Consider the following 13,554-nt stretch of genomic DNA (forward strand, 5'->3'; position numbering starts at 1 on the left):
ACATGGTATTATATAGATAGCTAATACATTATAAAGTGTGGTTATGTAGAATGAAGAAAATTGTTGTGGCAATTGATGGTCCCGCAGGTGCAGGCAAAAGCACTATTGCGAAGCTGGCTGCCGAAAAATTAGGCTATGCCTATATTGATACCGGTGCCATGTACAGAAGCGTAGCCTGGAAGTTTTTGCAGACAGGCAAACCTTTTGACGAGGACTTTATCAGCGGCTTATCCAAAACTATGCTGATTGACTTCAAACCGGAAGCAAAAATCAACCGTGTTTTTGTGGACGGTACCGAGGTTACCGATGCTATCCGTACTCCCGAAGTGACGGCGATTGTATCGCGTGTTGCTGCTATCGGAGCAGTGCGTGAGGCAATGGTAGACCAGCAGCGCCGTATGGGCGAGGCAGGCGGTGTCCTGATGGACGGCCGTGATATCGGTACGGTAGTTTTCCCGAACGCACAGCTGAAAATTTTCCTTACAGCTTCGGTAGAGGAAAGAGCGCGCCGCCGCTATGCGGAAATGGTGGCCAAAGGTCAGCAGGTTGATCTGCAGCAGCTGCAGGCGGATATTGCCGAGCGCGACAAGCAGGACAGCGAGCGTGCTATCAGTCCGCTGCGTCAGGCAGAGGATGCCTTGCTTCTGGATACATCCGATATGGGCATCAGCGAGGTTACCGATAGAATTTTACAGCTGGTGCAGGAGCGCGCACAATGATTTATACCTTAGTGAAGAATCTCTTTAAAATTCTTTTTACCATCTTTTTGCGATTGAAGGTAGAAGGAACAGAAAATATTCCCAAGGATGGTCCACTAGTTATAGCGAGCAACCATCTGAGTCTGCTTGATCCGCCTGTACTTGGTACGGCAGCAACCCGTAAGGTCCATTTTATGGCCAAGGAAGAGCTGTTTGTGCCGGTTCTGGGCACTATCTATAAAATTCTGGGTGCTTTCCCGGTGCGCCGTGGCGGCGCGGACCGTGCTGCAATCAAGCATGGTATTGATATTCTGGAAAGCGGTCAGGTGCTGGCGATTTTCCCTGAGGGAACACGCAGCAAGACCGGCGAGCTTGGTAAGGCTCAGCCCGGAGCGCTGATGATGGCGAGCAAGGCGAAGGCAACTATTGTGCCGGCCTGCATCATCGGTACCGATTACAAGCGTCACGGCCGTATATGGCCGAAGGTTACGGTGCGCTTTGGCAAACCGATGCCTTTTCCTGAAGACGCTGTGGTCAACAAAGAATTTTTTCATGCAATGACTGAAGAGCTGATGCAGCACATTGCAAGGCTGCAGGCAGGTGAAAATGCATAATGGAAATTAAGGTAGCAGAGCACTGTGGTTTTTGCTATGGTGTGAAGCGCGCGGTGGCGTTGGCCCAGAAAGCTGCAACCGACCGTGTGCAGGGTGCAACGCTGGGACCTTTGATACACAATCCTCAGCTAATTGCTGAGCTTGCATCTAATGGCATTGCCTGTAAGGACAGCCTGGAGCAGTTTGCTCCCGGTGAAACGGTTATCTTCCGTTCACACGGCGAGGGGCCTGAAACCTACGCGCAGGCAGAAAAACAAGGGCTGACAATTCTGGACGCAACCTGTCCGAATGTGCGCCTGGCACAGCAAAAGGCTGCTCAGGCAGCAGCTGATGGCTATTTTCCTGTAATAGTCGGAGAAAAAAATCATCCGGAAGTAAAAAGTATTTTAAAATGGGCAGGAAAAAACGCTATCTGTGTAGAATGTATAAAAGATATCTCTTATGTACCGCGCCGGGAGCGTTATGGAGTAATAATCCAGACGACTTTTGAGCTGCAGAAATTTAATGATATATTGCAGGCACTGCAGGAGCAGCGCCCGGGAGAATACCGTGTGGAGCGCACCATCTGTCTGGCGACAGCGCAAAGACAGCAGGCGGCTGTAAAACTGGCTGCAGAGTCGGATGCCGTTATCGTCATCGGCGGACGCAACAGCGCCAACACAAGGCATCTTTTCGAGCTGGTGCAAAAGCATTGCAGGCAAGCATATCATATAGAGACTGCCAGCGAACTGAGCAGCGATATGCTAAGGGGTTGCAATAAAATAGGAATCACGGCAGGAGCATCGACTCCGGACCGTTTAATTAAGGAGGCTATTTTAGTAATGGAAAACATGGATTTTGAAAGCATGCTCAACGAAAGTATGGAGGTAGAGGTATATCCTGGCAAAGTTGTCAACGGTACCGTTATTCAATTGGATAAAGACGGCGTTTATGTATCTTTTGGATATAGACATGATGGTCTGATTCCTTATTCCGAATGGTCCCAGACCGAATCTGCTGAAGAACTGCAAAACTCCATCAAAGTTGGCGACGAAGTAGAAGCTAAGGTTGTTCCTGGCAGCACCAAGAGCGATTTCGTTCGTCTGTCCAAAATCAAAGCAGAGCGCGACGCAGCATGGAAAAATGTTGCTGAACTGCCCGAAGGCGAAAAACGCCCGGCAACCGTTAAAGTTCTGCGCATCATCAAAAACAAAGCTAAAAACATCGTTGGTCTGGGTGTTGCAGTTGAAGGTGTTGAAGGCTTCATGCCAGCATCTCATGTTGAACTGCGCCGCGTAGAAGACTTCACCGGTTATATCGGCAAAGAGCTGGAAGCTGAAATCATCGAAGTTGACCTGGAGAAAAAACGCATCGTTGTTTCCCGCCGCGACCTGCTGAGAGCTGAAGCTGACGCTAAACGCAAAGCTTACAAGGAAGCTAAAGAAGCTCGCATTGCTGCTGCTAAAGAAGCACGCGCTGCTGCTGAAGAAGCTGCTTACAACTCTGTTGAAGAAGGTAAAGTATACACCGGTAAGGTTGTAAAAGTTGCTGAATTCGGTCTGTTCGTTGAAATCGGCGAAGGCCTGGTTGGCTTGGTTCACAACACCGAGCTGTCTTGGGACCGTAGCGTAAAAGCTGCTGATGTTGCTAAAGAAGGCGACGAAGTAACAGTTCTGGTTAAGAGCATCGACCGCGAAAACAAACGTGTTGCTCTGAGCATCAAAGCTACTCTGGAAGATCCTTGGAAGGTTGAAGCTTCTCAATTCCACATCGGCGACATTCTGGATGTAGAAGTTGTTCGTCTGCTGGCTTTCGGCGCTATCGTTAAACTGAGCGACAAGGTTGAAGGTCTGGTTCACATTTCCGAAATCGCTCCTGAGCGTATCGAAGCTCCGAGCGACGTTCTGGAAGTTGGCCAAGTTGTTAAAGCTGAAATCATTAAAATGGATCTGGACAGCAAAAAAATCGGCCTGAGCATTTCCAAAGTTAAACGTGATGCTGAAAAGAACGAATTCCGTTCCTACATGGGCAGCAAAAAATCTCACCTGAGCCAAAACCTGTCCGAGCAGCTGGAAAGCCTCGAAAAATAATTGGAGAAGGATATGCAACGTGCAAAGCGTAAGCTAGAACATATTCAATATGCACTGGAGCTGGGCGACGGCCCGGCGGCAACGCACCTTGCTGATCTCCGCTTCTTACACAACTGTCTGCCGGAGATTAATCCGGCAGACTTTGTTTTATCTGTAGAAATTTTAGGCAAACGTCTGCGTTTGCCTTTTTTCATTGATGCTATTACCGGCAGTACAGATGCGGTGACGGAGATTAACAGAAAGCTGGCGCAGGTGGCGGCAAGAACCGGTATCGGTATGGCTGTCGGCTCGCAGTTCGGCGCTGTGCGTGACGGCAGCGGTATCGCGAGCTATACTGTGGTGCGCGAGGAGCTTGCCGAAGGTCTTGTTATCGGTAACATCAGCGCACTTGCTACGCCCGCGCAGGCGCAGGCTGCCATTGACATGCTGCAGGCTGACGCGCTGGAGGTTCACCTGAACGCTGCGCAGGAGCTGTGGATGGCCGAGGGCGACAAGGATACCTGCGGACTTTTGGCAAACCTGGTGCAGATTCGTGATGCTGTGAGCGTGCCTGTTATCGTCAAGGAAACAGGCTGTGGTATTGCGGCAGAGCAGTACGAGCTTTTGCTGGAGCAGGGCTTTACAGCCTTTGACTGTGCCGGCGCAGGGGGGACGAACTTCCCGGCGATTGAGGCGAAGCGTCAGGGGATTGAGCTGACGGAGGAGTTTGCTGCCTGGGGCGTGCCTACGTGCTGGAGCTTGCTTGACGCGCAGCAGACACTGCCGCAGAATGCTCTGCTTTTGGCGAGCGGCGGCATCCGCAGTGCAGGTGACGTAGCGCGTGCTTTTGCTCTGGGTGCGGACGCGGTGGGGATTACCGCTCCGCTTTTGCGTCTGGTCATGGAGCAAGGTATTGACGCTGCCGCAAACTATGTGGAAGCGTTGGCGGAAGGACTGCAGAAGTACATGCTGCTTTTGGGCTGCCTGACGCCGAAGGAGCTGCGTGACGTTTCGCTGATTGTGACGGGAGAAACACGTGACTTTATCGCTAGCCGCGGCTACGAGCTGGCGAAGCTGTGCAGATGGCGCAGAGGGTAGAAAAAAGAAGAGGATAGAAAAACTGCGGAGCAGGCGAGAGCTTGCTCCGCAGTTTTTGGTGAGAAAACCGTTCTAAGTTACTTATGACTTTTACTTCTTTACCTCTAAACGTAATACCATATTTGTAAATGGTATGTACTTTACGAGCGAGAAGTTCTGTATCGTATTTTTTATCTAAATGAAAGTTGTGTAATGAGGATTAGTCGTTGGAGAGGTTGAGCAGAGTAGAGGTTATTTATTAACAAATTTCATAGCATACTATCTGCGAGGGCATGAAAGCTTGCGCAGATTTTTTCTCGCCAACTACGAAATAGACTTCGTGATAGTTAGTGAAGCTTATGGATATTTATAACTAAAGCTTCCAAAACAAGAAGACAAAATAAAATATTTAAAAGTAAATTCCGAAATGGGAATATAGTTTGATTTTCAAAACATAATGTGCTATACTCGGATAAAGGAGTGATGGAACTATGGTTGAAAGAAAAGAATACCTCGCACAGCTTTGGGAGTGGAAAGACGAGCACATCATTAAAGTTGTGACGGGAATTAGACGTTGTGGTAAATCGGTGCTTCTGGAACAGTTTAAGGACAGACTTCATTTAGCTGGCGTGGAAGCAGAACAGATTATATCAATCAACTTTGAAGACCTAGAGTTTGAAGAGCTTTTGGATTATAAGGTACTTTATCGTTATATAAAAGAACGTCTGTGCAGCGATAAAATGACATATATATTTTTGGATGAAATTCAGAACGTGCCTGATTTCCCCAAAGTAGTAGATAGTCTATATGTAAAGAACAACACGGATGTATATATTACGGGTTCAAATTCGTATTTGCTTTCAAGTGAACTGGCAACCCTTTTGTCTGGAAGGTATGTGGAAATATCAATGCTTCCCCTTTCTTTCAGTGAGTATGTCACTGTGACGGGGAGACCGCAAGAAGATGCTTTTTCAGAATATATGCAAACGGGAGGACTTCCGTATGTTGCGGTGATGAACCGTACGGATGAAAAAGTAAATCAATATCTGGAGGGAATCTACAACACCGTTATTGTTAAAGATATTGAGGAACGCCAGGCAAGAAAAGAAAAAGATGCAGGTAAACGTAAAATCACAGATATTGCACTACTGAAGACCATTGCACGCTATTTGGCAAGTGTAATCGGCAGTCCGATTTCTATGAAAAGCGTAACCGATTACTTAATCTCTTCTGGCAGAAAGATTTCCCCGAATACGGTTAGTGATTATGTGGAGGCTTTGACTGAATCATTTGTCTTTTACCCAGCTGAAAGATTTGATATTGTTGGAAAACAGCTTTTGAAAGCCAATAAAAAGCTGTATATGGTTGATCTGGGACTTCGCAATCATATTCTTCCGAGAAAACGGTATGATTTGGGCTTTTCCATTGAGAATATTGTATATTTCGAGCTTTTACGGCGAGGCTATCAGGTCAATATTGGAAAGTTTGGCTCAACTGAAGTGGACTTTGTCGCTCAGAAGCAAGGAATATTAACTTATTATCAGGTTACTGCTAATATGACTGCTGAGGAAACATTTGAACGAGAGATGCGTCCGCTACGGGGAATACAAGACAATTATGAGAAAATCGTCTTGACGCTTGATCGCTTCTCCCTCGGAAATTATGAAGGCATAAAAGTCGTGAATGTTATTGACTGGCTTCTAAGGGATATAGAAGAGTATTGAGTTTGCCAAGAATCTTGTGGCAGAAAACGTAAACCATCGAGCGTACTGCAAGAGTAACTACTTCGTTTGTTGCAGAGGTGCGTAAGCTGGCAGAAAATCTGAGCGCGTAAGCTCTAGTTATAATAAAATATGCATAGAACGTCATCGTGGGTGAAACCTGCGATGGCGTTTTTTACATTTTGGAGGATGATGCTGAGATGGCAATATGTTAAAAATTGTATAGCTATGCGAGCAGAAGGGGAAAAATCGTCAAGAGTTCAGCTTATTGGGAGAAGAGTTTGACTGGGGGAGATAAGATGTTATAATTTTTATCAAAGAATACTTATAAAGAAAAATTGTAAGCTTATATTATACAAAATTTAGCTCAACTGGAGGTTGCTAGTGATGAATGTCAATTTACAGGAGATTATTAATAAATTACAAACAGCGAAGGGAGAGCTGCAAAAGCAGCAGCGCTTTGCGCGGTTTGCTACAGGACTAGATGAGCTTATTTCCCATACATCAGAGCCATTGATGCTTATGGTCATGGGCTCTTTTTCTACGGGTAAGTCGTCATTTATTAATGCATTAGTGGGCGAAGAAATTGCGGCTGTTGAGGCGAAGCCGACAACGGCTGTTGTAACGAAGCTTTGCTATGGTCAGCAGGATAAGCTTTTGCTGCATTTCAGAGATGGCAAGGTGCAGTCTGCAACGCCGCAGGAATTTACTAGAATGACAGCTGTTAACGATGAAGAAATGCTCAACGAGGTTCATGAAAAGCTGGATTATGTCGAACGCCAGATGCCGCTGGAAATCTTAAAGCAGGTCAGCATTATTGACAGCCCGGGCCTCAATGATGTGAAGGAAAAACGCTCGGAAGCAACGGAGCGTTTTGTCAGTAAGGCGGATACGGTGCTGTGGATGTTTTCCAGCTGGCAACGAGGAAAGAGATGGCGGCGATGGACAGACTGACGCCGCGCCTGAAGCCGATTGCTGTTGTTAATAAGATGGATTTGCTGGACGAGGAAGAGGACGACCCAGCAGAGTTTTTAGCAAAGGCCAGACAAACATTAAAGGGCAGAGTGCAGTCTGTTGTGGGCATTTCTGCAAAGTATGAGCTGGAAGGAAAGAAGGAGAATAATCCGCTAAAGCGGGAGATTGGTAATTTTGCCGAGTTGGAAAAGGCTGTGGCTGATTTGGTGATGCCTCACCGCGAGAAGTTTAAGCTGAACACACTGCTCGATGAGCTGGGTGCTTATTTTGCTGCGTTCAATAGAGAGTTTGCGCAGGCGAAGGAAAAGAACGAAGCTCATAAAAGTGGGAATTATGCTGTTTATATGCAGAATGAAGAAAGATTTATGCAGGTAGAGGATATTCTTGCAAATGTTATTAGTGGTATACAGGATTACTGTGAGCGTGAAGCAGGACGTAATAATGAGCAGGCTTTATTCTTGTTGGGCGTACTATATGATGCCGGCATAGGCGTATTACAGGATACAGAAAAAGCTTTGAAGTTTTACCAAAAGGCTGCGCTAAAGAAGCATCAGGGTGCTATGCTGAATATGTATAACTATTATAATGATAATGGAGCTGATGAAACAGCAGAGTATTGGCTGCAAAAATTGGCAGAGCAGGGCTTGCCGGAGGCGCAGCATAAATATATTGATTTGTTAAGAGTGCAGGAAAAATATGAAGAATATTTTATATGGTGCGAAAAGCTTGCCGGACAAGGAGACGTTGGTGCGCAATATAAATTGGCGGAGTGCTTGAGCAAAGGGATTGGGTGCGCTTTAAATGAACTGAAGGCAATAAATTTATATAGACAAATTGTTGGAAGATGGAATAAAGAAGCTCAGCTAATTATTGCCGAAAACATGTATAATGAAAATAATTTGCTTAAACGTGTGAGTGTTACGGAAATATATGAGATATCAATTAATGAGCAGGCTAATTACACTATTAATAAATTGATAAACGGAGCAGGCGGAGATACTTCGTGTAAAAAAGAAGCTTATTTTTGGTATAAAAAATTAGCGGAGCAAGGATATATTGCGGCTGAAAAGAGATTAGCGGAATGTCTTTATGATGGTATAGTATGTGCAAAAAATCTAGAGGAAGCTTTGAAGTGGTGTCAGAAGGCTTATAAGCAAGGATTGAAAAGCGTTGCGCCAGTAATAGAAAAGATAAAAGCGGAATTGCAGGTCGCAGAATATAGGGAGAAAGTAGAAAAAGGAGATGTGCAGGCACAATATTTATTGGCACAGTGTTTGGAAAAAGGAACTGGATGCCAGAAAAATATAGATGATGCTTTTATGTGGTATGAACAGGCAGCAGAGGGTGGACTAGCAGAAGCGCAAAATATATGGGGAGAATATCTATATAAAAAAGCCATGTGTGCAGAGGCAGTAAACTTTTATAGAAAAGCAGCGCAGCAGGGACATAAATATGCTGCAAGAAACTTAGCAGAGTGTTTTGAAAAAGGAGCTGGGTGCCAAAAAAATCTTCAAGAAGCATTGTGTTGGTATAAAAAGGCTTATGCACAAGGTGTTAAAGTTAAGCAACATATAGAAGTAATAGAAAAGGCACTTGAAAAACAAGCTCTATTTAATAAGTATACTGAGGACGCTAAAAAAGGTGTAGTATCAGCGCAATATGCATTAGCGGAGTGCTTATATAACGGAGATGGCTGTGCGGTTGATAGGGTACAAGCATTAGCTTGGTATGAAAAGATAGTAGGGAATTGGAGTGCTGAAGATCAATATATTCTTGCTAATAATTTTTATTATATTAATGCAAAGTATGCTTTAAAAAAAGTGGTTGATGTTTACAGAAAAGCAATCAACATGGATAAGAATTACACAATTAATGATGATATGGAATTTGCTTGTAATCAAGAAAGAAATTGGAAAGGCAGGTCGGTAGGAGAATACTGGTATAAAACGGCAGCAGAAGATGGATTTGCAGAAGCTCAAAATAAGTATGCTGAAATTTTGCAAAAACGAAATGAGAAAGAAGAAGCATTTAAATGGTATAAAAAAGCCGCAGAGCAAGACTTAGCGCGAGCACAGGGGAATCTTGCGGAGTGCTATATTAATGGTGTTGGTGTAACTGCTGACCTTGAATTAGCTAAAAAATGGTGCGAAAAAGCTGTTGAGAAGCATGATTTTGTTGCCCAGTACTTTATGGCGGTGTATTTTGTGAAGAATCAATCTGACAAGTAGATGAAGGTATTGGTTGTGCAGCAGATAAAGCAGAAGCGTTTAAATGGTATAAAAAAGCTGCAGAACAAAACATTGCAAACGCACAAAATATGGTAGGAAGATATTTAGAAGAAGGTTGGGGAGGTGTAACGAAAAATAAAATAGAGGCAGTTGAGTGGTATAGAAAGGCTGCTGAGCAGGGATATGATCTGGCTCAATATAATTTAGCGGTTTTCTTAGCAAATGGAATAGGTTGTGCAAAAGATGAAGAAAAAGCATTGAAATGGTATAAAAAGGCAGCTGAGCAAGGACATGCAAAAGCACAATATAGATTAGCGGATAAATTATATTATGGAAAAGGTTGTCAACAGAATAAGGAGGAAGCATTAAACTGGTATAAGAAAGCAGCCGCAAAAGGAAATGCAGATGCTGAAGAGGCGTTAAAATGGCATAGGAAGGCTGCTAAACAAGGATATGAAGCTGCTAAAATTGATATCGGAAGAAGAGTATGGTCAAAAAGTAAAAATAATGATCTGGGAGATATTATGGCAGTAGCTGAAACAGGAAATGAATATGCACAATATATTGTAGCTGAAAAGCTTTATTATGGTAAGGACTGTGATGGTGATAAAATCGAAGCGTTAAAATGGTATACATTAGCGGCCAAAAGAGGTAATAAAGATGCGCAAAAAAAGCTAGCAGCTCTGATGTTGTGGTGCTTGTTGTTTATAGTAGTTGCCATAGGAGTATTATTTAAATTACTTGTATTATAAAATTTTGCGTATAGGTAGTGTTGATATGAATAAATACATTAAATTAAAGGAATCTAAAAAAATCAATAAACCAGATACTGATTTTAGTAAAAACTTATTCTATAGTGTCTATTCACTAACTGGAGAAGAAAAGATTGTTTATGGAAAGGTACTTGAGGGGGAAGAAGGTGAGATAGATCAGATTTCAATAATGAGCGAAGAAATGTTGGATATGGATAATAAGTACTTTGACAATAAAACTACAGATTACCATCCTTACTTTTGTGAATTTAGCATAGATAGCTCTAAAAAATTAGATAAAATAACTAAAAAAATTTTAAACTCCAGTATTGGAAAATGGTTAAAGATACGTATTATTGGGGAGCAATTTAGCGATGGAGATGCTTATTCATTACAGGGTGAGCTTATATTTAGTGCAAGTCCCATTATAAGAGTAGGCTGCTACTTAACTTTTGACTTTAGCAATTATGAAGAATCATTTTCTGAAATATCATTTTATAAAATGATGAAAAAAAATAATTTATGGAATGTAGTTGACGGCTATTCAGAAAATGAAACTAAAGTTATTAAGGAAAGATTTAAAAGTATAACTAATGAAATAGTTGGTCTGCAAGGATTTGTATACAATGTTGGGCAAGGAAATTGCATTTCAATTGATTTTCAAAATGATGAAGGTATAAAAAGTATTTTTTGTGATATTGGAGAATCTATGGCTCCCAAAGATGTGGCAGAAGAACAATTTTATATTGAAAAAAATAGTAAAAAAATCAGTAAAGTAGATCCATCTATAATTTTATTATCTCATTGGGATTTAGATCATATTTTGGGTGTACATTTGTTATCAGAAAAAGTTTTTATAGATATAGATAAACAAAAAGAAACAACATACTGGATTGCTCCAAACTTAAAGATGCTTTCAAAAGAGAAAATATCAGTTTCTTCTGCTAGATTATGTGCCTATTTGGTGAAAAATAAAGTTATTTTGATGTTTGGAAATGGTGTTAGTGAAAGTTTAGATGAAACTAAGAAACTCGTTAGTGTTTTAGAATCAAAAGATAAAAAAATAAAAATATATCAAGGAACTGGAAGGGATACTGCTAATGGTATTCGTAATAATATTGGTTTAATATTGTCTATAGAAGTTGATACTAATAATAATAAGTCTCAGAAAATGACACAAAGATTACTTTTTACAGGAGATTGTGAATATGCACAAATGCATTCAGAAATCTTTAGAGAGAAATATGATTTTCTTGTTACTGCACATCACGGTTCAAAATATGCGGTACTTAATGAATCTAGTGATATGAATTGTTGCGTTGATGCTCAAGGCCATGCTAGAGCAATAATTTCAACAGGTGTTAATAGGTATCATCACCCGGAGGCTGAACATATAAATGCTTTAATTGCCAATGGATTTGAAATAAATTTTACAATAGGATATCAATGGATTGAGTTTGATATATCCGATAAAAGAGCATTAGAGATAAAGCATTATCCGAATAAAAAACAAAGAGAGAAAATTAACAGCGAACAATTAAACAAACTAGAAATTAAGAATTTTTAAGGAGCTAACCATGGACTTTACTCTCTACAACAATAGAAAAACAAAATTACAACAAACCATCACCACCACTCTCTCCGTTCTCCAATCCCTCAACCTAACCAGCGCCTACAAGCGCATGACAGATGACGCCGCCCGCCTCGCAGACGAGCGCTTTAATCTCGTCATTATCGGTGAGTTTTCCCGTGGCAAGTCGACCTTTATCAACGCCTTACTGGGAAGAAGCATTTTACCTGCTAGTGCTAATCCTACAACGAATATCATCAGTAAAATTGTCTATGGTGAGCAGGAAAAGTATACATTATTTTATAAGGACGGCAAGAAGCAGGAGATTAGCAAGGAGGAGTTTGACCTCATCAAGGCGCAGACCGAGGATAAACCGGATAAATTCTCTTTGCTAAAGGGGGTTGTGAGCAAGCTCAAGCATGAAGAAAGCCATGTGGATTTTGGCAACATCGACCATGCGGAGATTTCCTATCCCTTATCCTTCTGCGAAAACAAGGTAGATGTAGTGGACACGCCGGGCACGAATGACCTTAATGTAGGCCGCATTGAAATCACCTATCGCTTTTTGCGTCAGGCAGAGGCAGCGATTCTGGTACTTTCGGCAACGCAGCCCTTGACGCGCACAGAAAAGGAATTCCTCGTCGAGCAGGTTGTGGGTAACAATATCAAGGATATTGTTATCGTCATCAACTACAAGGACGAGGTTATAGGGCAGGAAGAGCGTGTAGTTAAGCATGTGCTAGACAATTTGCAGGACGTGCAGGATTTTTCTCAGCGCATTTTTATCGTGAGCAGCAAGCAGGCATTGCTTTATCGCCGTAAGCAGGCAGGCGAGGCTTTGAAGACTAAGGCCTTGCTGAACTGTCCTGCTACCTTGAAAGAGACTGGCATTGAGGAGTTAGAAACTGCCTTAGCTCGCTTTCTCAGCGAAGAAAAGGGCAATGCCAAGCTGAAAAAATATGCAGAACGCTGCTACCTGGCATTGAGAGAAGCAGAGCACGGCATAGCAGTGCAGAAGGAAGGACTTTCTCATTCCTTAGACGATTTAAAGGCTAAGCTTTTGAAGAACGGCCTAAGTTTATGAAAACCAAGAGTATGGCGGCGCAGATTACGCAGGGCTTACAGATGCAGCTTGAAAGCAGGCAGATGGATATTGAGCAGCTGGCAGACTTGACTGCCAACAAAATCAAGCAGGCAGCCATAGGCTCAATAGATGGCTATGACGGCAACATCAGTGAGCTTTCCGGTTCGGAACTGTTACGCCTATTCAAAAGCAGTTTATCAAGGATATAAACGATCTGCAAAACAAACTTGTGCAGGAAGAGGTAGCGCAGGCGGCAGAAAAACTCAAGCAGATTTGGCAGGACATGGACTTTGACGCTGCTACTTTGCCGATAACCAATCGTTTTGCGGCGTTAGGAGAAATCCATAATGTGCCTACTAATGCTAATAATAATGATAGCTTAGGTACAGCCGTAGGCTCTGGTTTAATTGTTGGTGCGCTATTTGGCGGTATATTCGGCTTGCTGGCAGGTGCAGCAGCCTGGTTCCTTAGTGGCGGTGCCAATCCATTTGAGGACAAAAAGCGTAAAACAAAGGAGCAGGTGCGCAGTCAGTTCAACAGCAATCTGCGCGATTTTAGCAAAAATATTGCCGACCAGTACAATAAGAGCGTGCAGCAGATTTGTCAGGAGATGCAGACCGAAGTCGACGAGCGTGTGGGCGAGATGAACGATCAGCTGCAGTCCTTGATTCAGCAAAAGGAAAGCAGGCAGCAGAACGTAGATGACGTACTTGCTGATTTAGATAAAAAGCAGCAGACTATTGCAGGCCTGCAAAATAAGTTAAATGAGGTGCTTAAATAATGAGTA

12 protein-coding genes are annotated in these 13,554 nt (G+C 42.9%); all 12 read left to right on the top strand.

Going from position 1 to position 13,554, the window contains the following annotated elements; genetic code table 11:
• Positions 1-50 precede the first annotated feature (50 nt).
• The 12 genes from cmk (at position 51) to Q7Q81_RS03175 (ending at position 13,548) form a co-directional block, all read left to right on the top strand.
• A complete protein-coding gene (gene cmk, locus Q7Q81_RS03120; protein ID WP_276706420.1) occupies positions 51-719 on the top strand; it encodes a (d)CMP kinase in 669 nt (222 codons plus the stop codon).
• On the top strand, positions 716-1,312 hold the full coding sequence (locus tag Q7Q81_RS03125) for a lysophospholipid acyltransferase family protein (protein ID WP_304273653.1): 597 nt from the start codon (positions 716-718) through the stop codon (positions 1,310-1,312). Before cmk ends, Q7Q81_RS03125 begins: the two co-directional genes overlap by 4 nt.
• On the top strand, positions 1,312-3,381 hold the full coding sequence (ispH, locus tag Q7Q81_RS03130; protein ID WP_304273655.1) for a 4-hydroxy-3-methylbut-2-enyl diphosphate reductase: 2,070 nt from the start codon (positions 1,312-1,314) through the stop codon (positions 3,379-3,381). The genes Q7Q81_RS03125 and ispH overlap by 1 nt, the downstream gene beginning before the upstream one ends.
• A 12-nt stretch (positions 3,382-3,393) precedes the next feature.
• Positions 3,394-4,458, top strand: coding sequence for a type 2 isopentenyl-diphosphate Delta-isomerase (fni, locus tag Q7Q81_RS03135; protein WP_304273658.1), 1,065 nt, complete (start codon positions 3,394-3,396; stop codon positions 4,456-4,458).
• Between the two features lie 470 nt (positions 4,459-4,928).
• Positions 4,929-6,161, top strand: coding sequence for an ATP-binding protein (locus tag Q7Q81_RS03140; protein WP_304273660.1), 1,233 nt, complete (start codon positions 4,929-4,931; stop codon positions 6,159-6,161).
• 384 nt (positions 6,162-6,545) lie between these two features.
• The gene (locus Q7Q81_RS03145; RefSeq protein WP_304273661.1) at positions 6,546-7,112 is read left to right on the top strand and encodes a dynamin family protein; all 567 of its coding nucleotides are present in this window, start codon (positions 6,546-6,548) and stop codon (positions 7,110-7,112) included.
• The gene (locus Q7Q81_RS03150) at positions 7,091-9,361 is read left to right on the top strand and encodes a hypothetical protein (protein WP_304273663.1); all 2,271 of its coding nucleotides are present in this window, start codon (positions 7,091-7,093) and stop codon (positions 9,359-9,361) included. The genes Q7Q81_RS03145 and Q7Q81_RS03150 overlap by 22 nt, the downstream gene beginning before the upstream one ends.
• Positions 9,362-9,369: 8 nt before the next feature.
• Positions 9,370-10,113: a tetratricopeptide repeat protein gene (locus Q7Q81_RS03155; protein WP_368502104.1), complete on the top strand. Its 744-nt coding sequence runs from the start codon at positions 9,370-9,372 to the stop codon at positions 10,111-10,113.
• Between the two features lie 25 nt (positions 10,114-10,138).
• On the top strand, positions 10,139-11,680 hold the full coding sequence (locus Q7Q81_RS03160) for an MBL fold metallo-hydrolase (protein ID WP_304273667.1): 1,542 nt from the start codon (positions 10,139-10,141) through the stop codon (positions 11,678-11,680).
• Positions 11,681-11,690: 10 nt separating this feature from the next.
• Positions 11,691-12,767, top strand: a complete 1,077-nt coding sequence (locus Q7Q81_RS03165; protein WP_304273669.1) for a dynamin family protein — start codon at positions 11,691-11,693, stop codon at positions 12,765-12,767.
• On the top strand, positions 12,764-12,976 hold the full coding sequence (locus tag Q7Q81_RS03170) for a hypothetical protein (RefSeq protein ID WP_304273671.1): 213 nt from the start codon (positions 12,764-12,766) through the stop codon (positions 12,974-12,976). Before Q7Q81_RS03165 ends, Q7Q81_RS03170 begins: the two co-directional genes overlap by 4 nt.
• A 20-nt stretch (positions 12,977-12,996) precedes the next feature.
• Positions 12,997-13,548: a hypothetical protein gene (locus Q7Q81_RS03175; RefSeq protein WP_304273673.1), complete on the top strand. Its 552-nt coding sequence runs from the start codon at positions 12,997-12,999 to the stop codon at positions 13,546-13,548.
• The last annotated feature ends 6 nt before the right edge of the window (positions 13,549-13,554 follow it).

It is taken from the genome of Phascolarctobacterium succinatutens (assembly GCF_958453765.1).
Taxonomy (GTDB): domain Bacteria; phylum Bacillota; class Negativicutes; order Acidaminococcales; family Acidaminococcaceae; genus Phascolarctobacterium_A; species Phascolarctobacterium_A succinatutens_B.

What these genes read in the sequence shown, in the direction of transcription:
- Q7Q81_RS03170 (WP_304273671.1), top strand. Translation starts at nt 12,764, where the DNA reads ATGAAAACCAAGAGTATGGCGGCGCAGATTACGCAGGGCTTACAGATG.
- Q7Q81_RS03140 (WP_304273660.1), top strand. Translation starts at nt 4,929, where the DNA reads ATGGTTGAAAGAAAAGAATACCTCGCACAGCTTTGGGAGTGGAAAGAC.
- ispH (WP_304273655.1), top strand. Translation starts at nt 1,312, where the DNA reads ATGGAAATTAAGGTAGCAGAGCACTGTGGTTTTTGCTATGGTGTGAAG.
- Q7Q81_RS03160 (WP_304273667.1), top strand. Translation starts at nt 10,139, where the DNA reads ATGAATAAATACATTAAATTAAAGGAATCTAAAAAAATCAATAAACCA.
- cmk (WP_276706420.1), top strand. Translation starts at nt 51, where the DNA reads ATGAAGAAAATTGTTGTGGCAATTGATGGTCCCGCAGGTGCAGGCAAA.
- Q7Q81_RS03145 (WP_304273661.1), top strand. Translation starts at nt 6,546, where the DNA reads ATGAATGTCAATTTACAGGAGATTATTAATAAATTACAAACAGCGAAG.
- Q7Q81_RS03150 (WP_304273663.1), top strand. Translation starts at nt 7,091, where the DNA reads ATGGCGGCGATGGACAGACTGACGCCGCGCCTGAAGCCGATTGCTGTT.
- fni (WP_304273658.1), top strand. Translation starts at nt 3,394, where the DNA reads ATGCAACGTGCAAAGCGTAAGCTAGAACATATTCAATATGCACTGGAG.
- Q7Q81_RS03125 (WP_304273653.1), top strand. Translation starts at nt 716, where the DNA reads ATGATTTATACCTTAGTGAAGAATCTCTTTAAAATTCTTTTTACCATC.
- Q7Q81_RS03165 (WP_304273669.1), top strand. Translation starts at nt 11,691, where the DNA reads ATGGACTTTACTCTCTACAACAATAGAAAAACAAAATTACAACAAACC.